Source organism: Peribacillus kribbensis DSM 17871 (assembly GCF_000430765.1).
GTDB classification, from domain to species: domain Bacteria; phylum Bacillota; class Bacilli; order Bacillales; family DSM-1321; genus Paraperibacillus; species Paraperibacillus kribbensis.
In genome coordinates this window covers 270,213-295,264 of record NZ_KE387240.1, presented here as the reverse complement: position 1 = coordinate 295,264, position 25,052 = coordinate 270,213, and the positions used below count along the sequence as shown (strand labels likewise).

At 44.1% G+C, this 25,052-nt stretch carries 18 protein-coding genes and 2 riboswitches; of the genes, 3 read left to right on the top strand and 15 right to left on the bottom strand.

What is annotated here, in order from left to right:
* Positions 1 to 189: 189 nt before the first annotated feature.
* The 12 genes from H539_RS0119765 to H539_RS0119710 form a co-directional block, all read right to left on the bottom strand.
* Positions 190 to 768, bottom strand: a complete 579-nt coding sequence (locus tag H539_RS0119765; RefSeq protein ID WP_026694959.1) for a GNAT family N-acetyltransferase — start codon at positions 766 to 768, stop codon at positions 190 to 192.
* Between the two features lie 9 nt (positions 769 to 777).
* Positions 778 to 1,182: a secondary thiamine-phosphate synthase enzyme YjbQ gene (locus H539_RS0119760; RefSeq protein ID WP_026694958.1), complete on the bottom strand. Its 405-nt coding sequence runs from the start codon at positions 1,180 to 1,182 to the stop codon at positions 778 to 780.
* A 54-nt stretch (positions 1,183 to 1,236) separates the two neighbouring features.
* On the bottom strand, positions 1,237 to 2,187 hold the full coding sequence (locus H539_RS0119755) for a DUF4018 domain-containing protein (protein WP_026694957.1): 951 nt from the start codon (positions 2,185 to 2,187) through the stop codon (positions 1,237 to 1,239).
* Positions 2,168 to 3,325 (bottom strand): DUF58 domain-containing protein, encoded by a 1,158-nt coding sequence (locus H539_RS0119750; RefSeq protein ID WP_026694956.1) that lies wholly within the window; start codon positions 3,323 to 3,325, stop codon positions 2,168 to 2,170. The genes H539_RS0119755 and H539_RS0119750 overlap by 20 nt, the downstream gene beginning before the upstream one ends.
* The gene (locus tag H539_RS0119745) at positions 3,322 to 4,254 is read right to left on the bottom strand and encodes an AAA family ATPase (RefSeq protein WP_155890154.1); all 933 of its coding nucleotides are present in this window, start codon (positions 4,252 to 4,254) and stop codon (positions 3,322 to 3,324) included. Before H539_RS0119745 ends, H539_RS0119750 begins: the two co-directional genes overlap by 4 nt.
* Before the next feature lie 184 nt (positions 4,255 to 4,438).
* Positions 4,439 to 5,707 carry a 2-oxoglutarate dehydrogenase complex dihydrolipoyllysine-residue succinyltransferase gene (gene odhB / locus H539_RS0119740; protein ID WP_026694954.1) on the bottom strand — a complete coding sequence of 423 codons (1,269 nt, stop codon included), beginning with the start codon at positions 5,705 to 5,707 and terminating at the stop codon, positions 4,439 to 4,441.
* Positions 5,708 to 5,768: 61 nt separating this feature from the next.
* Entirely contained in the window at positions 5,769 to 8,633 is a 2,865-nt protein-coding gene (sucA, locus tag H539_RS0119735; RefSeq protein WP_026694953.1) for a 2-oxoglutarate dehydrogenase E1 component, read from the bottom strand.
* 359 nt (positions 8,634 to 8,992) lie between these two features.
* A complete protein-coding gene (gene hutH, locus H539_RS29130) occupies positions 8,993 to 10,528 on the bottom strand; it encodes a histidine ammonia-lyase (protein WP_051348685.1) in 1,536 nt (511 codons plus the stop codon).
* A gap of 210 nt (positions 10,529 to 10,738) precedes the next feature.
* Entirely contained in the window at positions 10,739 to 14,185 is a 3,447-nt protein-coding gene (gene metH / locus H539_RS0119725) for a methionine synthase (RefSeq protein ID WP_026694952.1), read from the bottom strand.
* A complete protein-coding gene (locus H539_RS0119720; RefSeq protein WP_026694951.1) occupies positions 14,175 to 16,028 on the bottom strand; it encodes a bifunctional homocysteine S-methyltransferase/methylenetetrahydrofolate reductase in 1,854 nt (617 codons plus the stop codon). The genes metH and H539_RS0119720 overlap by 11 nt, the downstream gene beginning before the upstream one ends.
* Before the next feature lie 67 nt (positions 16,029 to 16,095).
* Positions 16,096 to 16,197: riboswitch (SAM riboswitch) on the bottom strand.
* Positions 16,198 to 16,327: 130 nt separating this feature from the next.
* A complete protein-coding gene (gene yunB, locus H539_RS0119715; RefSeq protein WP_026694950.1) occupies positions 16,328 to 17,098 on the bottom strand; it encodes a sporulation protein YunB in 771 nt (256 codons plus the stop codon).
* Between the two features lie 96 nt (positions 17,099 to 17,194).
* Entirely contained in the window at positions 17,195 to 17,851 is a 657-nt protein-coding gene (locus H539_RS0119710; protein ID WP_026694949.1) for an MOSC domain-containing protein, read from the bottom strand.
* Between the two features lie 340 nt (positions 17,852 to 18,191).
* On the opposite strand from H539_RS0119710, the gene H539_RS0119700 reads away from it, so the two are divergent.
* Positions 18,192 to 18,770: a hypothetical protein gene (locus H539_RS0119700; protein ID WP_026694947.1), complete on the top strand. Its 579-nt coding sequence runs from the start codon at positions 18,192 to 18,194 to the stop codon at positions 18,768 to 18,770.
* A gap of 278 nt (positions 18,771 to 19,048) precedes the next feature.
* Here the strand turns inward: H539_RS0119700 and H539_RS0119695 are convergent, their stop codons facing one another.
* Complete coding sequence (locus tag H539_RS0119695; RefSeq protein ID WP_026694946.1) at positions 19,049 to 20,185, bottom strand: trans-sulfuration enzyme family protein; 1,137 nt, start codon at positions 20,183 to 20,185, stop codon at positions 19,049 to 19,051.
* Positions 20,186 to 20,280: 95 nt separating this feature from the next.
* Positions 20,281 to 20,387: riboswitch (SAM riboswitch) on the bottom strand.
* 160 nt (positions 20,388 to 20,547) lie between these two features.
* Entirely contained in the window at positions 20,548 to 21,387 is an 840-nt protein-coding gene (gene ku, locus H539_RS0119690; RefSeq protein WP_026694945.1) for a non-homologous end joining protein Ku, read from the bottom strand.
* Between the two features lie 132 nt (positions 21,388 to 21,519).
* Between ku and H539_RS0119680 the strand changes: the two genes are divergently transcribed.
* The gene (locus tag H539_RS0119680; RefSeq protein WP_026694944.1) at positions 21,520 to 23,364 is read left to right on the top strand and encodes a DNA ligase D; all 1,845 of its coding nucleotides are present in this window, start codon (positions 21,520 to 21,522) and stop codon (positions 23,362 to 23,364) included.
* A gap of 198 nt (positions 23,365 to 23,562) precedes the next feature.
* Here the strand turns inward: H539_RS0119680 and dapF are convergent, their stop codons facing one another.
* Complete coding sequence (dapF, locus tag H539_RS0119675; RefSeq protein WP_035323386.1) at positions 23,563 to 24,552, bottom strand: diaminopimelate epimerase; 990 nt, start codon at positions 24,550 to 24,552, stop codon at positions 23,563 to 23,565.
* Positions 24,553 to 24,661: 109 nt separating this feature from the next.
* On the opposite strand from dapF, the gene H539_RS29120 reads away from it, so the two are divergent.
* Positions 24,662 to 24,952, top strand: a complete 291-nt coding sequence (locus tag H539_RS29120) for a hypothetical protein (RefSeq protein WP_051348684.1) — start codon at positions 24,662 to 24,664, stop codon at positions 24,950 to 24,952.
* Positions 24,953 to 25,052 lie beyond the last annotated feature (100 nt).

Below are 25,052 nucleotides of genomic sequence, written 5' to 3'. Positions count from 1 at the left end.
CTTTCCAGCCTGCTCACCAAAAAAAGCTGTCTATTAAAAGGAGAAAATCCCTTTCCAGACAGCTTTTTTCTATGTTTTTTTTATATCTGTGAAAAGTTTCCGGGAACTAACCTGTCCCTTTATTTTTTTCAAGGCATGGGGAGAAAAGCTCCAAGGCGGCGGTCCGCGCATTCCTCTTTCTTCCAGCAGTTAAATCTTCCTTTCAGCCATGGTATTTCCCCATTCTTCCCGAAGAATCCCCATGCGGAGGGAATCATAATACGTGCCGTTAAAATAGCGGCACTTCCGCATCCTGCCTTCCAGAATCATCCCGGCTTTTTCTGCACATCTAATCATTCCTTTGTTGCCAGACCAGCTTGTCAGGCCTACTCTTTCGATTTGGAGATGGCGGAATAAATATCCTGTAAATAATATCAGGGCTTCTGTTCCATATCCGCCGTTCCAATATTTACTGGAGAAAATGGTGATGCCAACTTCCAGCCATCTTGTGGCTTCATCCTCCCAATAGAAAACAATAGAACCGATGATTTTACCTTCCACAGTGATGAGGAGCTGGGATTCTGCTGAATGCTGACTGTCCAGCTTCCTTCTCTCCGCCAGCTGCTCCCTGAAGGCAGCCAATTCTACATGCTGCAATGGCCAATAGGGAGCATCCCACCTCTTCCATTCAGGATTGGCTGCGGAATATTTTAAGTTCCAGAGTGCCTCGGCATCGAGCTCCTCCAGGCTCCTCAATATAACTTTCTCTCCCTGTATCAAAACTGTCATCCAAAACCTCTATTCTTCTTTTAATATTTTGATATAATAATTTCTCGTTCTTGGGCCGTCCCATTCACAAAAATAGATGCCCTGCCATACCCCCAGAAGCAAATCCCCCTGCTCAATGATGACATATTGAGAGCTTCCCACAGCCACTGCCTTTAAATGGGCCGCTGTGTTGCCTTCCTCATGGAGGTCTGCACTGTTCGTCCATGGGTACAATTCGTCATATCGCCGGATCAAATCCTGCTTCACATCGGGATCAGCATTTTCGTTAATGGTAATTCCAGCCGTTGTATGCGGGCAGTAAATGACAACGGCCCCTCTTTCTACCCGCTGTTCCCGGATAAACTTCCTTACTTCCCTGGTAATCTCTATCATACTGTCACGCCTATCGGTATTTAAAGAGCATTTCTTTAGCAAAACTTAGTCCTCCTTTTAGATTGGATGATATAAAAATGATTGTAGAAAAGGCAGTTATGCCTGTTTCAAATGAGCGAGTTTCTTCATCTCCTGCCTGAATTCCTTTATCATGGCCTGATCGGCCATTTTTTCATGATATCGGACGGTACTGTAGGCTGCTATCAAAAACTCTTGATCGATTTTCTCTTCGCTTCCTTCACAGATTCTTGAAATCCACTGGGCAAAAGATTCTCCGCTATTCCGGCTTTTTGTTCCTTTAAGCTTCTTTTCCCAGGTAAACACACATTTTCTGATGGGATCCTGAGGAGGCCGCTGAGTCTTGACAAACCCGGTTCCTGCAAACTCTTGGATCTTCACATCTCCCATGTTTAAAGAGAGTCCCTTAAGCATACTTCTCTTCTTACCAATTTTATAGACAATAAATAAAATAAGAGCGGCAAAGAGAATACCTATAATATAGTAAAAGATCTGGTTTCCATCGGAGCCTGTATAATCCGTTACCTCAGGAGGCTTCCTTCCAAACACCTTCTTTATTCTTTCTTCTGCCCCTTTTGGGTCGGATAGGTGGATGAGACTGAATAAATACGCGAGCGGCCTTGCGATCATGTATCCTATACCTAAGGCGGCTAAGTGGAGGATACCTTTGAGGATACCTAAAATAAATGGGAGGCAATACACTCCCGCAAGTCCGGCTGCACCTACCCCCAGCACACCCATTACACGATGCATGCCAATTCGTCTGGTTTTGCTCGTATATAAAATGTGGACTATGATGACGAGACCCAGAAGAAGAAATTCAGGAAGAGTTGGAATCCTCATTCTAAAGTAGGAGGTTCCCAAGAATAACAGGCAGTAAAACACGAGATTCGGCACTTTTTTAAGCAAAAAAATAGATATAAGGTAATACCCGGTTATGATGCCTGCAAACCACAGGACATTATCCGTATTAAATAAAACAAAAAACGAAATGAACTGTACCGCAAGATCAGCTAATAGAGAGAACACGCTTTTCTCCTTCCTGGATTACACCGTCTTTATTCACAACCTTGCTGCTTCCCTTTTGCAAGTTTCCTTCCTTTTCTCCAATCCAAACCGTCATATTATCTGAAGCCCTCTTTGTTTGGATATATTCGTTGAAATATTCCTTGGTTAACAATCGGCGTTCCTCATTGATGAGGGACAGAGACTCAAGGCATCCAGCAAAGTGCTCCTCACCTTCATTTAAATACATATGGACTGGCTCATTCTGTCCATTGAGATTTATAAACAATTCATAGGGCATTTTTCTTTCGGTAAAGTATCTGCAGAGATAAGCTGCATATGAAATAAACTCTTCGATATGCGTATGGAAGTAAAAGGCTTTTTCAGCCGTAAGGTACAGGCAGAGTGTCACCCCTTTTTGGACAACCGGCTGATACCTCTTTGCAGCCATCTGTCCGCTCCTGGCTGAAGCTTTCCAGTGGATCTGCCGGAATCCTTCACCTTCATATGCCTTAATGCCCGAGATGGATAGTTCATCTCTGAAAAGAGAATACCCTGCAGCCGAATTTCCCTGCGCCATTTTATAAAGTTCCTCAACCCCGGCAACCGGCTTGAACATTGGATATACCAGGATTTCATGTTTAAGGCGCTTGATCGCTGGAAAATGAATCGAGGATGAGTTAAACAAGTCATAAAGGATTAATTCCACATTTTCCATATAGTAAATGCCTCTTTTTTGGGGGATTACGGAGCCTTCCCAGTATACAGTTTTACATTGTGGAAGGATCATGTAACGGGAAATTAGATTAAGATCGTTGGCGGTCTTTTGATCCTCTGAGAGTATAAGATTACGGTCAAGCGAAAGATTCAGCTTGGCCTGGGAAACCGGAAATTTTCCCTTATTGACAATTCCCACTCTTATCTGTGTTTCTTCTCCAGGAAATAACCGTACACTTCGGCTTTCATAGCACATCTCAACACTTCTCATAATCCTATTATTATAAAGTTTAAGAACTGCAGCGTATAAGTAATAGCACGTCAAAATAAAAAGGATTGGTGGAGATGGAAACAGCCAAATGACTGAAAGAGTTATAGGAACTGTTGCCGCAATGAATCCAGCCTGAAAGGGGTAAACCGTTTGGATTTCAGGCTGCTGTTTCATTTGAGAAGCTCCACGGGGGCATCTACTTCTTTTAATATTTCCTCGATAACTTCTGAAGGAGTGGTTCTAAGTGAGCCTTCCAGAGACAAAGCAATCCTGTGACGGGCGATATATGGGAAAGTAAAGCTGACATCCTCAGGGGTACAATAATCCATTCCTTTCAGAATCGAGCGTGCCTGCACACTCCTCATGAAGCCCAATGTGGCACGGGGGCTCATTCCCTGGCCGATCCAGCTATGGTTTCTTGTGGCAGAAACCAGGTGGAGGATATAATCCTCGATTGCTTCTGAAAGGTGAACATTCTTTGTTTTTTCCTGCAGTTCCAGCAGTTCCTCTGTGTTTATGCAGGATACCAGCTCATCGAGGGGCTGGGCATTCCTAAATTTCCTCATGATGATTTTCTCTTCCTCAAAGGATGGATATCCCATCGGGATGCACATCAGAAAGCGGTCAAGCTGTGCCTCCGGAAGAGGAAAGGTGCCCTGGGACTCAATCGGATTCTGGGTAGCAATTACAATAAAAGGTTCAGGAAGCGGATAGGTTTGTTTCTCAATTGTTATCTGCCTTTCTTCCATCGCTTCCAAAAGGCTGGACTGCGTTCTTGGCATTGCCCTGTTGATTTCATCGGCAAGTAAGATATTGGCTTGGATGGGACCAATCCTTGTTTCGAATTGGTTCGTCTTGGGATTATAATATTCAATGCCTGTCACATCGCCAGGAAGGACATCCGGAGTAAACTGGATCCTGGAGAATGAACCACCGATGCTCTTCGCTGCTGACTTCGCCAGTACCGTTTTTCCAGTTCCGGGAACATCCTCTAATAGCACATGTCCTCCGGCAAGGAGGGATTGGAGGATTAAATCAATAACTTCTCCCTTTCCTACTAGAACCTTTTCAATATTCTGTTTAAGACTCAAAAGCTTGTCCATAACATCCATCCTCTACAATATGTAATGGTACTCCTGTTCTCCTCCGGTTTACATGCTTTCATATACAGAGAGAACTTTACTATTACTTTACCATAATATTCTAATTACTTTGCAGTTTTTTATAAAGAGACAAAAATAGCCCGACAGTCCGCTAGCAGCGGATTGCCAGGCTATTTTTTATCAATCAGCCTTCTAAAAGAAGAGATTCTGGATCTTCCAGAAGGTCTTTCACTTTCACCAGGAAGCTTACGGCTTCTTTACCATCAACGATCCTGTGATCGTAAGATAATGCCAGATACATCATTGGGCGGTTTTCAATTGTTTCATTATCAATGGCCACTGGCCTTACCTGAATCTTATGCATTCCCAGGATACCTACTTGAGGAGCATTCAGAATAGGTGTAGAAAGAAGGGAACCAAATGTTCCGCCATTAGTAATCGTGAACGTTCCGCCAGTCAGATCAGATACAGCCAGCTTCTTGGTTCTGGCTTTATTCGCAAGATTGCCGATTTCTTTTTCAATCTCACCGAATGTCATTTTATCGGCATCTCTGACAACAGGTACTACTAATCCATCATCAGCCGAAACTGCAATTCCAATATCATAAAATTTCTTGATAACCAGCTCATCCCCTTGAATCTCGGCATTCAAAAGAGGGAATTGTTTTAATGCGCCCACGACTGCTTTTGTAAAGAACGACATGAAGCCCAGCTTAACATCGTTGTTCTTTAGGAAAGAATCCTTTCTGCGCTTTCTCAAGTCCATGATCGCGGTCATATCCACCTCATTAAAGGTAGTCAGCATGGCTGCCGTGTGCTGTACCTCAACCAGGCGTTTAGCGATGGTTTGTCTGCGGCGGGACATTTTTTCGCGTTCAACCGGCTTTGCTGGGTTTTCCTGGGGAGGCTGTGCCGCAGCTTGAGCTTTTGGAGCCGGCGCTGAAGCTGCTGACTTTGCTTCTGTCTGGCTGCTGCCGTCATAGGAAGCCACATCCTGAACTCTCACTCTGCCAAGAGGATCGACAGTAGGAACTGAATCAAGACTGATTCCTTTTTCACGGGCAAGCTTTCTTGCTGCCGGAGAGGCAATCGCCTTATGCTTGCCAGGTGTTTCTTCCAGTTCATTTTGTACCACTGGCTCAGTCTTCTGCTCTGCAGCCGGTTCAGCAGAAACAGGTGCAGGAGCTGCTTTTTCTGCTGCAGGTGCAGGGGCTTCTCCTCCCTCACCCACGACTGCAATCACTTCTCCAACTTTAACGGTATCTCCCTCTTCAAAAAGCTGCTGGGACAAAACTCCATCAAAATCAGAAATGATTTCTACATTTACTTTGTCTGTTTCAAGTTCAACGATGTATTCTCCCTTTTGAACCTGTTCTCCAGGCTGTTTCAGCCATTGGGCGATCGTGCCCTCTGAAATAGATTCTGCAAGTTCTGGAACGATAATCTCGGCCATGAATATTCTCCCCTTTAATGCTGATTAAAATCATTCATTTTATGAATCTGCTATTACCAGATTATTTGGATTGTGTAAGTGCTGTGTCAATGATCCTCTGCTGTTCTTTCTTGTGAACATTCGGGTCGCCCTCTGCCGGACTTGAACGGCGTTTGCGCCCGTTATAAGAAACCTTGGCTCCCGCAGGAGCAGCAGTAGCAAGGCGCGGCTCAACAAAGTTCCATGCCCCCATATTTTTAGGCTCTTCCTGTGTCCAAAGAATTTCCTTAAGATTAGGGAATCTTCCCAGGAATTCCTGTATTTCCTCAAATGGGAATGGATAGATTTCTTCAAGCCTTACGGCATGCAGCCAGTCCATTCCTTCTTTGTCCTTCAGGCTTTCCGCAATGTCGATTGCTATTTTGCCTGTACTGAAGGTAATCCGCTCTACAGCTTCAGGATTTTGACCAAGCAGCTCCTCTGGGATGAATGCTTTAAAGGAACCTTCTGCAAAATCTTTTGGTTCAGAGGATGTCAGCGGATTGCGAAGCAGGCTCTTTGGAGCCATGATCACAAGCGGACGAACCTCTTCCATTTTAAGAATGGCTGCCTGCCTTCTTAGGATATGGAAATATTGGGCTGCTGACGATAAATTGGCAACGGTCCAGTTATTTTCCGCTGCCAGCTGCAGGAATCTCTCGAGCCTGCCGCTCGAGTGCTCAGGCCCCTGGCCTTCATAACCGTGAGGCAGAAGCATTACGAGACCTGACTTTTGGCCCCATTTGGCCCTTCCTGCAGAAATAAACTGGTCAAAAATCACCTGGGCAACATTGGCAAAGTCGCCATATTGCGCTTCCCAAAGAACGAGTGTTTCAGGTGAGTAGATATTGTATCCGTACTCAAATCCTAAAACCGCTGTTTCAGTCAGCGGACTGTTACGGATATCAAAAGATGCTTGAGCCAGACTTAATGTATGAAGCGGAGAATGCTTGCTTCCGCTTTCATAATCATGAAGAACCAAATGACGGTGCGCAAAAGTTCCCCGTTCAGAATCCTGGCCGGTCAAACGGACTGGGGTTCCGTCTGCAAGAATGCTTGCGAAGGCCAGTGTTTCTGCCTGGGCCCAGTCAATCCTGCCGTTGTCTTTGAACGCGTCAAGTCTGCGCTTAAGGATTCTCTCCAATTTTTTCATCACTTTAAAGTTTTCTGGCCATTTCACCAGCTCATCATTAATTTTTTGCAGAGTTTTAAGTTCAACGGATGTATCAAGCTTTGGCAGTCCGTGCTCTACTGTTTCTGGAGGGTCCATTTCAGGCGAAGCATCTTTCTTATTCTTTGTATCTACCTTATCATATGCTTCTTTAAGCCTTGACTCTGTTCCTTCCTGGATGGATGAAAGTTTTTCTGCATCTGCAGCACCCGTTTGAACGAGCTTATTTCCGTATAATTCAACGATGGTTGGATGCTTATGAATCAGGTTGTACATAAGCGGATTTGTTACTAATGGCTCATCCATCTCATTGTGGCCGAAGCGTCTGTAACCGATCAAATCGATTAAGAAATCTTTTTTGAATTTCTTGCGGTACAGGTATGCTAACTCCACCGCGGCAATGCATGCCTCCGGGTCATCGGCATTTACATGCACAATCGGAATTTCGTATCCTTTGGCAAGATCGCTGGCATATCTGGTAGAACGGGAATCTTCACTTTCAGTAGTGAAGCCAATCATATTGTTTGTGATAATATGAACAGATCCACCTGTTTTATAGCCCTTTAAACCGCTAAGGTTAAGAGTCTCTGCAACGATACCTTCCCCTGGGAAAGCTGCGTCTCCATGAATAATGATGGCAAGGGATTTTTCATCATCCTGTTCCGGGTAGCCGGGATTAGAACGATCATCCTGTGCAGCCCTTGTGAAACCTTCCACAATTGAACCCGCAAATTCAAGGTGGCTCGGGTTATTTGCAAGGGTAATCCTTGCTTTAACCGTGCTTTCTTCTTTGATCTGGCGGTCAGCCCCCAGATGGTATTTTACGTCCCCGGTCCAGCCGAAGTTAATGCCGATGGATCCTTCTGAAGGTACAAGGTCCTTATTCGGCGCATGCTGGAATTCCGAGAAAATGATTTCATACGGCTTTCCTAAAACGTGGGCAAGTACGCTCAGCCTTCCCCTGTGGGCCATCGCAATATTGATGCTTTCTGTGCCGGACTGGACTGCTTCTGCTATGATCTGATCCAGAACGGGCACTAAAGTGTCAAGGCCTTCAATGGAGAAACGCTTTTGCCCGACAAAGGTCTTATGCAGGAATTTTTCAAAGCTGTCGACTTCGGTGAGCCTTTTGAATAATCCTACTTTTTCTTCATTGTTGAGCTCGTGGAAGATTTCCCCGGACTCAACCATTTCATTCAGCCAATACTTTTCTTCCAGATCGTTAACATGATGGAACTGGAAGGCAATTGTTTTAGAATAAGCTTCTTTTAAATACTGCACGGCGCTAAGACCATCTTTAATGTTAGACGGCAGGTAAGGACTCAGCAGTTCTGCCGGGATCGTTTTTAAATCATCTTCCTTCAAATCATAGTTCGATAATTTAATAACATCATTTTCTTTAGGAACTTCATTTAATGGATAAATATTCGCTGCCAGATGTCCATAGGCACGGATATTCTCCACCAGCTTCACAGCCGACATCACTTTTTTCATCATATCTGAGCTGAACGGCACTCCTGCTGTCCCAGTGCGGGCTGCAGGCAGTCTTTGGGCTGTATTGCTTTCAAGCTGAACAGCTTCCTCAGGTGAACCCCAGGTTTCGAATAATTCCTTAAGATCGGAACCAACAGAATCAGGATCTTCAATATATAGATCATATTGTTCCAAGACATAGCCCAGATTGGGTCCTGATAATCCTGTCCAAGGATTTGATTCCATTGATTTTTTGTTGGTCATTTTTTAAACCCCCAACCATTCCATTAAAGTTTATTTTTGCGCAATACCCTTGAAGAATGCATACCCATTAATGCTTTTTCCTAAAAAAAGTGCATGCTATATAGAAATAGTTTTGAATAAGTAATTATTCTTAAAATTCTAAGGATAAAACGGTTACAATGGTATTTTACACCTTTCGACATACAAACTCAAAGGAAAAAGTCATAAAATTATTGTTAATTTTACTATTATATTAAAATATGTTTCTCTTTACTAAATTATCAGAAAAAAGCAAGCATACAGGCCGCCCTTTTTGCTTGCTTAATCTCATATACAACTCAAAGCAAATCGATATATATCATTATTGGCATATAACAGTTTTATTCTGCCCCAGCACCTGCTTCAAGTCCACCTTCATCTTTCAGGATGAATGCGGAGGTTTCTTCTTTCAGCCACGCGGCGGCTTTCTCTATATCATAGGAGAAGATTCTGTCTTTTTGGATAGGAGGGATAAAACTTCGAACCTTTTCCAGCAGCTGTCTCGTCCTCGGAGCCATTTTTTCCGTTCCTCGATATTCGGCGGCCTGAATGGCACAGATTAATTCAATGGCCAGCACTCTTCTAGTATTCTGGATGATTTGATATGCGTGTCTTGAGGCTATAGTCCCCATGCTTACATGATCTTCTTGATTGGCTGAAGAAGGAATGGAATCGACGCTTGCAGGATGGGCAAGGGTTTTATTTTCAGAAACCAGGGATGCCGCTGCATACTGCATAATCATAGCACCTGACTGGAGTCCGGGCTCTGGACTCAAGAACGGAGGAAGGTCATTCAGCTGGGGATTTACAAGCCTTTCGATTCTTCGTTCTGAAATCGATGCCAGCTCGGCGGCTCCAAGCTTTAAAAAATCCATGGCAAATGCGATAGGCTGGCCATGAAAATTCCCTCCGGAAATCACCTTGTTTCCATTATCGAAAATCAGCGGATTGTCAGTCGCTGCATTCATTTCAATCAGCAATTTTTCCTTTACATAATCAAGCACCTGCCAAGCAGCCCCATGAACCTGCGGTATGCATCTCAGTGAATAGGCGTCCTGGACCCTGAATTCCCCCTGCCGTGTTGTCAGACTGCTGCCGGAAAGCCAGGACCTGATCCTTCCGGCAACCTCCACCTGCTGGCTGTACCCTCTTGCTAAATGAATGTCTTCGTCAAAGGCATCGATAATTCCGCGTAAACTTTCCATGGTGATGGCCGCAATTCCTTCCGACTGCCTTGCAAGCTCCTCCGCTTCAAGGTACGCAGCCACTCCCATGGCTGTCATGGCCTGAGTTCCATTAATCAGCGCAAGTCCTTCTTTTGCTTGCAGCGTTAAGGGCTGAATGCCATAATCTTCAAAAGCCTCATTCGTCCGGACTTTTCTTCCTTGTTCGAATACTTCTCCTTCCCCCATTAAAACAAGGGCCAGGTGTGACAGCGGGGCAAGGTCCCCGCTGGCCCCCAATGATCCCTGCTGGGGCACAACAGGGTGTATATGAAGATTTATGAGCTTTAAAAGAAATTCTATCACTGCCGGCCGTACACCTGAGTAACCTTTTAATAAGGCATTTGCCCTTAGCAGAAGCATCGCTCTTGATACAGCTTCAGGAAAAGGCTCTCCAATCCCGCAGGCGTGGGAATGAATCAGATTGGATTGGAGCTCCTCTACGTTTTGCCGATCAATCCACACTTCACTGAACTTACCAAATCCGGTAGTGATTCCATACACGATTCTTTGATTCATAACAATATTCTCAACCGCTTCCCGGCTTTTTGCCGCTTTATCCAAGGAGTTCTTGGACGCCGAAACCTCCTCCATACCAATTACCACTCTGTAAGCCTGTTCAAGGGTAAGTCCCTGCCCCTCCAAAATGACCATATACCTTCACTCCTTTAACAAAATAAAGGGGCTGTATCACGTTAAGTGATACAGCCCCTTTGACTCACTATGGACTGAATTTCAGTGCTTCTCCGGATTTTTCGTTTTTTAGGAGATTCCTTCATACATTCCACATTCTTTTCACTTGAATTTTTTGGTTATCCTACTTTCAGTGTATCGCGGTCAAAAATGTCCTGTCAAAGTATTTTTTCATCGATCGACGTTAAAATATCGAGCATCTTTATGTGAAACGACTAGGGCAGACACTGATGCTTCAGGCTCCATCATACATCCATCCGTCAGCCTTATGCCAATATCCCAGGGCTTAAGCAGACGGAATAATTTTTCCTGGTCTTCCAGGTTGGGACAGGCCGGATATCCAAAGGAGTATCTTTGTCCCTTATACTTTGCAGAAAAACGTTCTTTCATCGTCATATCCACGGAATCCGGGATTCCCCATGTATCTCTCATAACATGATGGATTCTCTCGGCCAAGGCTTCCGCCATTTCGAGTGCAGCTGCCTGAACAGCATGGCTCTTTAAAAAATCCCCCTGTTCCTTCCATTTTACTGACCTTTCTCTGATTCCTTTCCCTGCTGAGACAATAAAAAAGCCGATGTAATCCATTTCACCTGATTCAACACTTTTGATATAGTCTGCCAGACACAGGAACGGTTCTGTCTGCTGGCGGGGAAAATCGAATATCTCTAAAATGTCTTTACGATCGGCAGGATTGTAGATCAGGATCTTGCTGCCGCTGCTTTGTGCCGGAAAAAACTGATAAATGCCGTTCAATGTATAATCCGGGCTTTCGTCAAGCTCCCTTAAGAGGGTGTCTGCCAGATCATTTAAAAACAAGGTTTTTTCATCCCCGTTTTTAAGCAGCTGTTCTACCTTCCCTTTCACTCCCAGGTGATGCCCGATCAGCATCTGCTTATTCAGATAGGGAAGAACCTGCTTCATGGGATAATCCTTAAGTATATGCCGCTTTAGGTCTCTTGGAATCCTGACTGCATCTGCTTCCAGGACAGAGGATTTTCCCGGTTTAGGAGGCAGCTTAACCAGCGATGCTGCGGCTGCGGCATTTGCTTCTGCCTGCTGTCTTTTGGCATAGAGTTCCTCGAGGAACGCCTCTTTTTGTCCTTCATCATGCATCGAATTAGCCAGACTCAGGCCATCCATGGCATCTTTTGCATACAGAACATCTCCCTCGTATTCGGGAGCAATCTTAAAATCCGTGAATTTCCTGGATAAGGCTGCCCCTCCCACCATGATGGGAAGCTGGATGCCCGCTTGTTTTAAGTCCTGTGCAGTCAGCACCATCTGCTGGGCCGATTTCACCAACAGCCCTGAAAGTCCGATGATGCTTGGCGAATGCGCCCTTACCGCTTCAATGATCTGCTGGGAAGTCACTTTTATGCCTAAATCGACCACCTTATAGCCATTATTTGTAAGGATGATCTCGACAAGGTTTTTTCCGATATCATGAACATCCCCTTTTACAGTTGCAAGAATCACCTTTCCTTTGACGCTTGACTGCGCCTCTTTCTCCATTAATGGCTCCAGATGGGCAACAGCAGCCTTCATGGCTTCTGCGCTTTGAAGGACCTCTGCCACGATCAGCTGATTATCGTTGAAAAGTCTCCCTACTTCTGCCATCCCTTCCATTAACGGCCCATTAATAATATCAAGAGGTTCATCCCCTCTGACCAGGATCTCCTCAAGGTCTTCAATCAACCCTTCCTTCGTTCCTTCAATGATGTATCTTGATAAACGCTGGTCAACAGGAAGCTTTACCTGTTCCACTTTTTGTTCAGGTTTTTTGTCCCGGTAATACTCCACAAAATTCTGAAGCGTTTCTTTTGATGTCTGAAAAAGAAGATTTTCAGAGAGTTCAATCTCTTCTCTGGGTATTGAAGCAAACCGTTCAAGCTTTTCTGTATTCACAATTGCATAATCAAGTCCGGCTTTCGTGCAGTGATATAAGAAGACTGCATTCAGCACCTCCCGCCCTCTGGGTGGAAGCCCAAACGATACATTGCTGATTCCGAGAATGGTAAGTGTTTCAGGATAGGCTTCTTTGATCATTTTGATTCCCGAGACAGTTTCCGATGCTGCACCCATATATTGCTCGTCACCCGTCCCAACAGGAAAGACCAGGGGATCAAAGATGATATCGCTTGGGGCAATGTTATACTTCTGTGTAAGCAGACCATAAGTCCTTCCGGCAATTTCAAGCTTCCTTTCTGCATCTACAGCCATACCAAGCTCATCAATGGTCCCTGCAACGACGGCGCCGCCATATCTTTTGAGAAGAGGAAGCACTTTTTCCAGCCTTTCTTCTCCATCTTCCAAATTAATGGAGTTAATAATCGCTTTTCCCTGTGAATGCTTTAAGGCCGTTTCAATGACCTCTTCATCCGTTGAATCAATAACAAGCGGCACTTTTACCTTCTTTACCACTTCTTTTATGAACTGTTCCATATCTCCCAGTTCGTCCCCATCCGGATCCGCCAGGCAGATATCAATAACATGGGCTCCCTTCTTAACCTGTGCCCGCGCTATTTCGGATGCTTCTTCATACTTCTTATTACGGATCAGTTCTTTGAATTTACGGGAACCGATCACGTTTGAACGCTCCCCTACAAAAAGCGGCCGCATGGAGTCTTCATAGATCAATGGCTCTATTCCTGCTACTGCATGGCTCTTCAGCCCCTGGCCAAGCGGACGGGGACTTATATCCTTCAAGCTTTCCGCCATCGAGCGGATATGAGCCGGTGTGGTTCCGCAGCAGCCTCCTGCGATATTGATCCAACCTTTTGCGGCAAACTGCCTGATCTTTTCAGCCAGAGTTTCAGGGGACTCGTGATAATGCCCCTCTTCATCAGGAAGGCCGGCGTTTGGATAGCAGCTTACCGCAGAAGCGCAAACATCCGATAATGTCCGGAGATGATCCGTCATGAATTCTGGCCCTGTCGCACAGTTGAGTCCGACCGCAGCCGGCTTCATATGCCTGCAGGCCACATAAAATGCCTCTATAGACTGGCCGGCCAGAGTTGTACCCATTGGTTCGATCGTCCCTGATATGATGATGGGGAGTTTTTTGGCACAGCTTGAAAACGCAAGCTCGATCCCTGTAAAAGCTGCCTTAACATTCAGCATATCCTGAGAGGTTTCAACCAAAAGGAGATCGGCTCCTCCCTCTATAAGACCTCTTGCCTGTTCCTCATAGGCCTGAGAAAGTGCATCAAAAGAGACGCCTCCTGTTACGGATAATGTTTTGGTTGTCGGTCCCATGGCTCCTGCCACAAAGCGGGGCTTTTCCATCGTACTGAACTTGTCAGCCGCCCTCCGTGCAAGCTGTGCAGAAACCAGGTTAAGACGAAAGGCTTCAGGGGCAAGATCATATTCTTCAAGGACAATGCTTGTTGCCCCAAAGGTATTTGTTTCGATGATATCGGAACCTGCCTCAAGGTATGCTTCATGAATCCTTGTGATCGTGTCAGGGGATGTCAGGGATAGGTATTCATTACATCCGTCAAATTCCTCGCCTCCAAAAGCTTGTTGATCCAGATTTTCATTCTGGATCATCGTTCCCATGGCCCCATCCAAAATCAGGATCCGCTTTTTAAGCTCCCTGGTAAACTTACAGAGCATTCGCATTCACCTCTGCTTTCCTTGCCGTATCCACCTTGTCGACGAATTTTGTCAGTTCTTCGGTCAGTTCATATCTCATGAAAGGAGTAATGAGATAGATGCCATTAAATTTCTCCATTGCTTTTTCAACCAGGCCCTTTGCAATCGCAATTCCTTCCCGTGCAGCCTGAAGACGGTCATTGCCTGCCAGCGCCATCGCTTTTCTTACCGAGCCGGGAAGAGTAATTCCTGGAACCTCATGATGGATAAATTCAGCATTTTTGGTGCTGGTTAATGGCATAATTCCAATAAAGATCGGTGCATTAATATGACGGGTTGCTTCATATACTTCGTCGATTTGTTTTTCCGAGTAGATCGGCTGGGTCAGAAAGGATTGCGCACCAAACGTAATCTTCTTTTCCATACGTTCAACTGCTTTATGCAGATAGCGTACATTGGGATTGAAAGCAGCAGAAATGCTAAATCTGGTTTTCTGTCCCAGCGGCTGCCCTGAATATGACAGCCCCTCATTAAATTGTTTTATGAGTCCTATCAAATCAAAGGAAGATACATCATAAACCGATGTTGCTCCTGGAAAGTCCCCAATCTTCGAGGGGTCACCGGTAACCGCAAGGATTTCATTTAACCCAAGGGTCGCTAAACCCATTAGGTGGGATTGAAGCCCGATTAAGTTCCTGTCCCGGCAGGTGATATGGATCATCGGATTGATTCCGTTTGCCTTCAGCATCGTGCCAAGGGAGATATTGCTGATCCTCGGAGTTGCCAGTGAATTATCTGCCAGAGTCAGCGCATGCGCCCCAGCTTTTTTTAGAACTTCCGCTCCCTTCAAAAATGGGGAGATTCCCAGCTTTTTCGGCGGATCCAATTCTACTAAAATGGTTCTTTCTTTTTCAGCCTGCCGGGCTAATGGCATTTCTGCACTTGCACTTACCGGCTCCTGTTCCATCACTTCAATTTTCCGGGACTTTACTTTTTTCTCGCTAACCGGCTTCAGTCCGGCCAGAGATTTCTTAACCTGTTCTATGTGCAGGGGTGTAGTACCGCAGCAGCCTCCTATGATTCTTGCACCTTGCAGACGTAATTCAAGCGCCTTCTGGCCAAAGTATTCAGGATTCGCCTGGTAAACCAATCTCCCATCCTCATAATCAGGCAGACTTGCATTCGGATAAGCTGCCAGATATGAATGGGCAGGAAGAGGCACCTCTTCAAGTGCACGCACCATATGGTGGGGACCCAGACGGCAATTGATCCCGACTGCATCGGCCCCTTCACCCTCTAAGTGGCGGAGAGCTTCTGTAAGGTGCATCCCATTCTGCAGATATCCCAATTCATGAAGAGATACATTGGCAATCACGGGAAGTGAGGTTTCTTTCCTTGCCAATTTCAAGACTGCAGCAAGTTCCTCGAAATCGTAGTACGTTTCTAAAATCAATCCATCTGGATCTTCCAAAAGAAGACTATATAATTGTTCTCGAAAGCCCCGTTTAATTTCATCCAGAGTCAAATCTGATTTCCTAAAGCTGCGTGCTGCTCCAATGGTACCAAATACGAAACAGCCCTCTCCTGAAGCCTTCCTCGTTATTTGAATTCCTGCACGATTAATTTTACTGACTTCATCTTCGAGACCATACCGTTTTAGTTTAAAATAATTGGCTCCATACGTATTGGATTGAAGGATATCAGCTCCTGCTTCTGCATATGCTTTGTGTATTTTCTCTACCTGTTCCGGATTCATTAGATTTAATTCTTCATAACAAAAATCGATTCCATGTGAGTATAACAGGGTTCCCATGGCTCCTTCGCCAATCAGAATCCGTTTTTCCAATTCGTCTCTAAATCCCATACAAACCTCCTCTAAAACCGCCGAATAAAAAAAGCCTCTTATAATAAGAAGGCTTTTTAAAGACATCTCCTTATCTGCCAAGCGTGCGCTTGCTGGAATTAGCACCATGCCAGATTGGCTGGTTGCTGAGGCTTCTGCGGGCCAGTCCCTCCACCTCTCTTGATAAGATTATTTTCGGTTTTTTAATTATTCTAAATATTTATATAATATATAATATATTTGATTCAATAGCAATATGTTCAGTTGAAATATACGGATTTTTTCCGGTATTTCAAAATCTTTTTCTATTGTTTTTTATATTATTTCTTTTTGCTTTTGTTTGTGCTGTCCTGCGGTTCGACAATTACCCCGGCAGGAGCCTTACTCGGGTCTTTGCTATAATAATTGGGCACTTTTCCAGGAATGAAAATTCCGCCTATGCTAATTTTTTGTTCAACGAGAATTTTCTCCGAATTAGAGGGGATGACAATCTGGACGTTTATTTTAAAGTGGGCGAAAAGCTCAAGGTATGTATTATTAATCCCGGCATCTGTAAACTTCGTGATAAAATCAGGTTCAACATTCCCGATTACAGACATTTTCACAGGTATTTTCGGGCCCAGGTTCGCCAGCAGCGAGTTGTGGGTTACAACTCCCAGCGGGATATAGTACACTAAAGACTTAAAATTATCGGTATCCACATCCGAATTTGTTTTATAAAACTGCTGGTCTTCATTGATTCCCAGCTTGCTCTGGATATCCTTGGTTGTTGAGGATCGGATTCGGTTATACACTTTTGGATTGAAACTGATGGCGGGGGTGCTGTCTTCATTTTTATAATGGACAATGATTAAATCCTGCATGTTCTGCTTTGATATATTTTCATCAATTGAGTCATTTATCACCTCTGCAGAGACCCTCCTGATTTCACTTGAGGCAATATTAAGCAGGATAGGCTCTATCGCCCGGTCAATCAAAATCAGAGAAATTAAGCAGGTTATGATAAAAAGGATGAATGAGTACAGGAAAACAAGCCGCGGGGGAAGCGGTCCCTTCATCCTTGGCATCGTACGGCGGTATCTAAGCTGCATACAAAAAACCTCCTTTCCACTATAATTATGCTGATAAGGACAGCAGTATTATAGATAAAGGAAGCATAAATTCAAATCAAAACCACAAAGGAACGATCACAAGTGTTCCCCTTCTTTTTTAAGTCTGGCCGTAAGCCTTTTTTTCCAATCCTCCGCTAGTCCTTCTGCTGACAGGATAGCTTCAGTCCCTTTTCTTCCATCGATATTTTGAAGCATGACCCTATTTGCATACAGGATGGTGATCTCCTCCTGCCTGCGCTCTATCAGCTTGATCGTGGAAACCCCGCCTACAGCCCCCGGGCGAAGCACCCTGGCGAAGTATCCTGTATATCCTGTATCCAATATTCTCTTTAACAATAAGGGAACATTGTTCTGCATGGAGATGGTGGCACAAGGAATTCTTCCCTGTGTAATCTGGACCACCGCCTGCCCCAGTGAAAATATGTCACCTATAAACACATCCTTTTCCAGCATATTTTCCACTGTAATGTTTTCCCCAAAGGCCGGGACATCTAATTCTTTATCAAATTCTTTTTCCCAAAACGAATAATGCTCCAGCGGATAAAAGCATACGGCACGATCCGGGCCGCCATGAAATTTTAGATTTGCCACGCCGTCCCCGTTAAAGCCATCGTATCCAAGCTCGGCAGAAGGAGCAGGCTTTTTTGCTATGGCTGTATTCATGACCATATTGTTATACTTTCTTAATTCCGGTCTTCCTATATTAAGTGAAGAAATTGTCCCTATTTCCATTCCTTCCCCTCCATTTTTTTACTAGTCCCATCATACACCAACCAGCCCTTTCAGGTACACGGGGACCCTGACAGTTTACAAGCAGGAATTTAACTATGAAAAAAGAGTCTATCAAAAAAGGCCCCTCATACCAAGTATAGGAGCCATCCTTAAGTTGGATTAATTCCACCACTTTGTTGAAACACTGGAGGCAGAACCACTAAGCTTCTCTAGATAAAGTTCAGCCTTCCTGTCCGGTCCGTCAATAAAGCTGCTGATGTTATATATTACCTCATAAGTACCCGGAGAGTTCGGCAGCTTAAATGAGGCAATACAATCATCGGAAACAGGATCATCCTCCATGAGCCTGTATTTCCAGACTGTACCGGCTTGTGCTGAAGACTGGGTAATCCATATCCTGATCGTTCCCTCTCCAGAGGAAAATATTTTGGATTGTTTCTTAAATACCGCTGATCCCATAGCCGGACTAGCTGTAACCGGAGTGGAAGCTGATCTTACGGAAAAAATCTTGAAGATCTATTCTGCGAAACACTCCGATTCTGTAAAAATAAGAAATGATTCAAAAAGAATCCTTGCTTCGATAAATAAAAAGGATCTAAAAATAAAGGTGTTTCCAGGCGGAGAAGTTCATATTAGGAAAGTGACCAATGAAGAGATTGTGAATGAAAGGATCTTGAATGCGCTGAATTCTGGATTAACCCAAAAGAAAGAGTGGAAAGTAGAAAAAGCAGAATATGTACAAAACGCTCAAACCATCATTATCAAAACTTCTTTAACAGCAGGAAGAAAGCAAACAAAGATGGCAGCCAATAATATTGATAGAGATGTTCACGAATTTATCTCTTCTGAACAGTTTGCGGACAGAAAGCTGTCTTATCGATCGAAAAGGAAGAACATTAAAAAAGCATTCTGCAGGTAACTGAATCAGCGAAATACGTCTTTTTCCAGCTCATTCCTATAAAAGCTATTGTATACAACGAAATAATATGCTAGAATCATATCACCACATATAGACTGATTTTTTTATATTTGATCTATATGTAGTTCAACCTAGGCAGTCCTTTTTAAGTCGCCTTCCCAGTCAGGGGGGGCCTTTTTTATGCCATTATATACCTGTACTTCAGATTCCCGCCCCAACAAAAGGAATGGAAGGCAGTCTCAGTAGACAGCCTTCCACTTTTCAGAGAAGCCCTGCGCTTAAGAAGGAAGCACACTCTTCAAATCTTCCAGAAGATCTTCAATATTTTCAATTCCTACAGAAAGCCTTAACAGTTTATCGGTTACGCCTCTTGACTGTCTGATTTCCTCGGGAATATCGGCATGTGTCTGGGTATACGGATATGTAATTAGGCTTTCTACTCCTCCAAGGCTCTCCGCGAAGCTGATAATCTTCAGGTTTTTTAGAATAGCAGGAACTGTTTCCTTTTCTTTGACTGTAAAGGAAAGCATCGCCCCAAATCCTCTTGCCTGCCTTGAGGATATTTCATACTCCGGGTGGTCGTTGAGCCCTGGATAATAAACATGCTGAATGGCAGGATGATCTTTTAGCCATTCGGCAAGTCTCCCTGCATTTTCCTGCTGTCTTTCCAAGCGGACGCCAAGGGTTTTCATCCCCCGCAAAATCAGCCATGAATCCTGGGGACCCAGGATCGCTCCTGCTCCATTCTGCAGCTTCAGCACCTTTTCGGACAGTTCTTCCGATGCGGTAACGACCAATCCGGCCACCGAATCATTATGGCCGCCGAGATATTTAGTGGCACTGTGCATCACGATATCAGCTCCGTATGCAATCGGCTGCTGTAAATACGGCGTCATAAACGTATTGTCCACGATTGTCAACAAGCCATGTTCTTTTGCTGTTCCGATCATTAGTTCCAAATCCGTCACTTTCATCAGCGGATTAGTCGGAGTTTCAATAAACAAAGCCTTTGTCCGGCTTGTGATCGAGTTTCTGACATTTTCGACAGAAGAGGTATCCGTGTAAGATGCTGTGATTCCATAATGACCAAACACTTCCTCGAGGAGACGGTATGTACCCCCATAAAGATCATCAGAAACAATTAAATGATCACCGGGCTTAAATAAAAAAAGCAATGTCGTAATGGCCGCCATTCCGGAAGAAAAGGCGAATCCCTTATGTCCCTTTTCCAGCACTGCTATCGCTTCTTCAAGAGCGGCCCTGGTAGGATTTGCTGTCCTGGAGTAATCATAGCCTGTGCTTTTCCCAAGCTCCGGGTGGGCAAAAGTTGCACTCTGATAGATTGGAGTACTGATTGAGCCTGTTGCCGGATCCCTTTGTATCCCTGCTCTTACTAATAACGTATCAATTTTCATCCTTCATCGTCCTCACTTTACATAGTTCTGGCTGTCTGCTCCAAAATAAAAAGCGTCCTTCCGAAAGAGAAGAACGCTTTTGTACAAGCATTAATCTCTCATCGTTTAAATTTTACGATTTACTGGCATTAGCACCGTTCAAGCATTGCTTGATGGTTGCCGGGTTTCATCGGGCCAGTCCCTCCACCGCTCTAGATAAGAGTAAAGCTATTAAATTAAATTCATAAAAGAAATGATACCCTCCAATTGACTAATTGTCAATAAATTTAAAATATAAAAAATCTATAGTCAGTTGTTTCCTGTTCTTTTTAATAGCCTTTTTAACAAAAGTAAAACCTGGCTGATAGCCAGGCGGTGTGATTTTAAGCTTTTTTCTTCTCTTTTGCCGGTGAGGCTCTTTTCTTTTTGGCGGCAGGCTTTTTTGTTTCCACTTTTGTATTATCAATGGATGCCTGCAGTGCAGCCATGAGGTCCATCACATTGGTTTCAGGAACATCTCTTTCCTTTGGAGTGACTGTCCTGCCATTTTTCTTCGACTCTATAAGCTCCATAAGGGCTGTCCTATATGCATCATGATATTTGCCTGGTTCAAATTCAGTAGTGAGCTGATCGATCAGCATAACAGCCGTATCTAATTCTTTTTGTGTAATATTCTCCTCTGCAGGCACATTGGGAACATCTCCCGCAGAACGGACTTCATCAGGATAATAAATGGTTTCCATTACAAGTGTGTTCTGATATACCCTCACTACCGCAAGCTGCTCTTTAGAGCGGATCAGAATCTTGGCAATACCCACTTTCCTTGATTCCTCTAGGGCCTTTCTCAGCAGGCTATACGCCTTGCTTCCGCCTTCATTGGGAGATAGATAATAACTTTTAAGAAAATAAATCGGATCGATTTCCTCTATTTTCACAAAATCAACAATCTCCACTGCCCTGGCTTCATTTACCTTTTTTAACTCCTCGAGTTCTGAATCCTCGAGCACTACGAACTTTCCCTTTGTATACTCAAAAGCCTTGACAAGCTCATCCTTATCCAATGATTTATTGCAGACCGGACAGACTTTTTCATACTTGATGGGTGTATGGCACTCTTTATGAAGGGTACGAAGTGAAATATCTTTATCCTCCGTAGCGGAGTGAAGTCTGATTGGGATGTTCACCAGTCCAAAGCTTATGCTTCCTTTCCAAATTGTGTGCATATCTTCACCTGCATTTTTTAGTTATTAATGTGTACAACCTCGTTTTTATCATGCATGCAAGAAAATTTTTTTGTTTTTGGGAAACCATAAAAGCAGGCGATAAAGGAAATATTCCAAGAAAGGAAGAATCTGATGAAACCCATGCTAATTACTCCCGGTACGGAAATCCCACGCGGTCCGGAATGGTATTATGAAGTGAAGTATGACGGATTTAGGGCCCTCATGGATATAACGGAAACAGGCATTACCCTAACCAGCCGGAACGGAAAAGCCCTGGAATCACAGTTTCCAGAACTGGTTCGTTTTATTGAGAATCACAGGGGAGCGCTTCATCCCTTCCTTCCTTTGACTCTTGATGGAGAACTTGTCTGGCTGGAGAATGAAATGAAAAGTGACTTCAAAGCCATCCAGCTGAGAGGAAGGCTTAGAACGAATCCAAAGATTGAAAAACAAGCCCAAAGCTCCCCATGCCGTTTATTGGCTTTTGATATTCTCCTCAATAAAGGGAAAAGCCTGCTCACCGTTTCTTTTTTGGAAAGAAAGAAAATGCTTGACTCACTTTTCCAGACTCTTGGCTGGCCTCTCTCGCCCGATCCGCTTCTTGAGGAAGTCATTCAGCTGGTTCCAGCCCGCCAAAAATCTGCAGATCTTTGGGAAAACATCATCCTGCATAACGGGGAAGGTCTCATTGCCAAACATCGAGACAGCAGATATCTGCCTGCCAAAAGAAATCCGCAGTGGGTCAAAATCAAGAATAAAAAAACGGTGCATTGCTTTATTCTTTCTTTTCATAAGGCCAATCAGTATTTCACATTGGGATTATATAAAGATTCGTCAGTGATATCGATCGGATCGGTGAAGGATGGGTTTACTAAAGAGGAAAAGCAAACCCTAATATCCATCATCAAAAATAATTACACAAAGGAGGATCAAGATTTTTATTATTTGTCTCCCTCCATTTGTGTGGCAGTGAAATATCTTCATTTATATGAAAACGAACTGAGGGAGCCTCACTTTGACACTTTCCTGCTTCAGACGCATCCTGAAGAGTGCACCTGGCAGGCTTTTGTTGAACATTCCAATGTGTTTCCTGACAAAATAAAAATTTCCAATCCAGGAAAGCTTCTGTGGAATTCAAAGGAGATGACGGTTTCAAAGATTGAGTATTTGAATTATCTGCAGGAGGTTTCAGCACATCTGCTATTTTTTTGCAAAAGGAAGGCCATGACCGTCATCCGCTATCCTGATGGCATAGAAGGTGAACGTTTCTTTCAGAAAAACTGTCCTGACTATGCCCCTTCCTTTGTTGAGACGGTGACTATGGAGGATATTAATTATATCATTTGCAGCCGCCTTGATACGCTATTGTGGCTCGGCAACATGGCATCCATAGAATTTCATACGCCCTTCCAGGAAGCTGGAAGGGCCAATCCGGATGACCTGGTACTGGATTTAGATCCGCCTTCTCCCGGCCAGTTTCCATTGGCAGTAAAAGCCGCACTTGAAATAAAGAAAATAACGGATTCACTCCGTCTATTTTCGCTGATTAAAACTTCAGGAAACAGAGGTCTGCAGCTGCACCTGCCTTTGCCGAAGAACACTTTCACCTATAAAGACACCAGACTCTTTACCGACTTTTTAGGAAGTATGCTGACCCGCCTGTATCCGGATGAATTTACAACCGAACGAATGATCAAACAAAGAGAGTCCAGGCTTTATCTGGATTTCGTCCAGCATGCCCGGGGAAAAACCATTATCACCCCCTATTCGGCCAGGGCAAACAGCTTTGGCGGTGCTGCCACCCCTCTATTCTGGGAGGAAGTAAATGACAAACTCAGCCTTAAGGACTTTACCATTAAAACAGTACCCGGCAGGATCCGGGATTCCGGCTGTCCGTTCAAGGAATATGAAGGTATCAGAGAAAAACAGCCATTTAAACAGATTATCGACTATTTAAAACAAGGCGGGAAGATATAGCCTTCGATTTGTCAGGGTATGAAATGGACCCGGTCATTTAAATAGGAATCCTCAGAGTATGGCATGTTCGAAAGCTGTCCGATTGGGTACTGCTTTCGGACAGCTTCTTTCTTGTATCCCGGAAAGCTGTCCGAATAGAGAACCTCATGTCTATAAAAACAAGGAGCCCGAACATAAAACCCGGGCTCCTTTCATTTATTATAGTTCATTAAATGTATTCAAATACTGGACAACCGAATCCTGAAGCTGTAAGTAATTTTCCGCTTCAGCTGTAAACTCTGTTTTATCTTTCAAGGAAAATTTCTGGAAATCATCGTTTTCCAAATGGATAACTGCTTGATATTCATAGGTCGCGTTACCGATCAAATCTATTTTTGTCTCACCTTCCGACTGGTGGACAGCACATTTTACTTTCCCGCCGTTATTATAGACGGAAATTTCCTTCTCAGGTTCATTTCCTGCATATAGGCAGGTGACCAGGCTTGATGCTGACATAGCGGTACCGCATGCATTCGTAAAGCCAACACCTCTCTCAAAGGTTCTTACAAAAATATGATTTTTCTCAAGGAGTCTGACAAAGCTGACATTAACTCCATCAGGGAACAGATCATTTGGTTTATTAAAACCGATTGATAATTCCTCCTGAAGATCTGATTGAAGCACTTTTTGGTCAACCATCGCAATTAGATGGGGATTGGGCACAGCCACCGCGGTGAATTCCAGATCAGTATCATAATCCGGAATCTTTTCATTAAGCAGCACATCCTGTTCCAGCTGCATCGGAAGGTCCTTCAGCTGAAAAGAAACCGGGGAGATTTCAACTTTATAGGTCGGAATTCCCTCGAATACATCCTCTGCTCTTTCAACTTCCAGATCCGCCTTCATCGTTTCGATGACTAATTGGCTGCGGCCAAGCTTTTCGCAGGCATACCTTGCTACACATCGAAGTCCGTTCCCGCACATGGAAGCCTCTGATCCATCAGCATTGAAAACCCGCATTTTTGCATCGGCATGTTGGCTTTTCTGCACAAATAATATTCCGTCAGCACCTGCCTCGCTGTCCCGCGCACATAATGCCAATGCCATTTCCGCTCGTTCCTGGTCTGAAAAAGGAAGCCCCTGCCCCATTTCATCAATCAAAATAAAATCATTGCCCGACCCATGGCATTTCAACATCTCAATAATCATATTCATTCTCTCCCTGCATCATCATCTATTCAAAAGCATCATCGTTTACTTGTTGTTTATAGAATACTATTATAAAAGAAAAACGTCCCGGCGAAAAGGAAGTGTTACAATGAAGGTCTCCTCCACCTGGAAAAAAAATACGTATCTCTTTGACTTTTTCGTAGCTTCCGTAACAGCTTCTCAAAAAAATTCAGAAGAAAAAATGGCAGCTGTCACAACATCCGTCTACACACAAAACAAAACTCTTCTATGGAGCGGTGAAATCCGGGTAAAATTCAACCAATTCGGCATCTATCCCCTCCCAGAAGACCTATCAGCCATCAGCCTCCCTGAGTCTATCATAAAAATGCTCCTGGTAGAAATCAGAAGATATATCAAACCACAAAAAGCGTTTTTATAAATTAAAAAGCGGAAAGCGGTGCCTTCCAAACTATTTTCATTAGGGGCAGAATGTAGAGCAAAATTTATAGAAATCTTGTTACTGGACAGGAAGGCAGAGA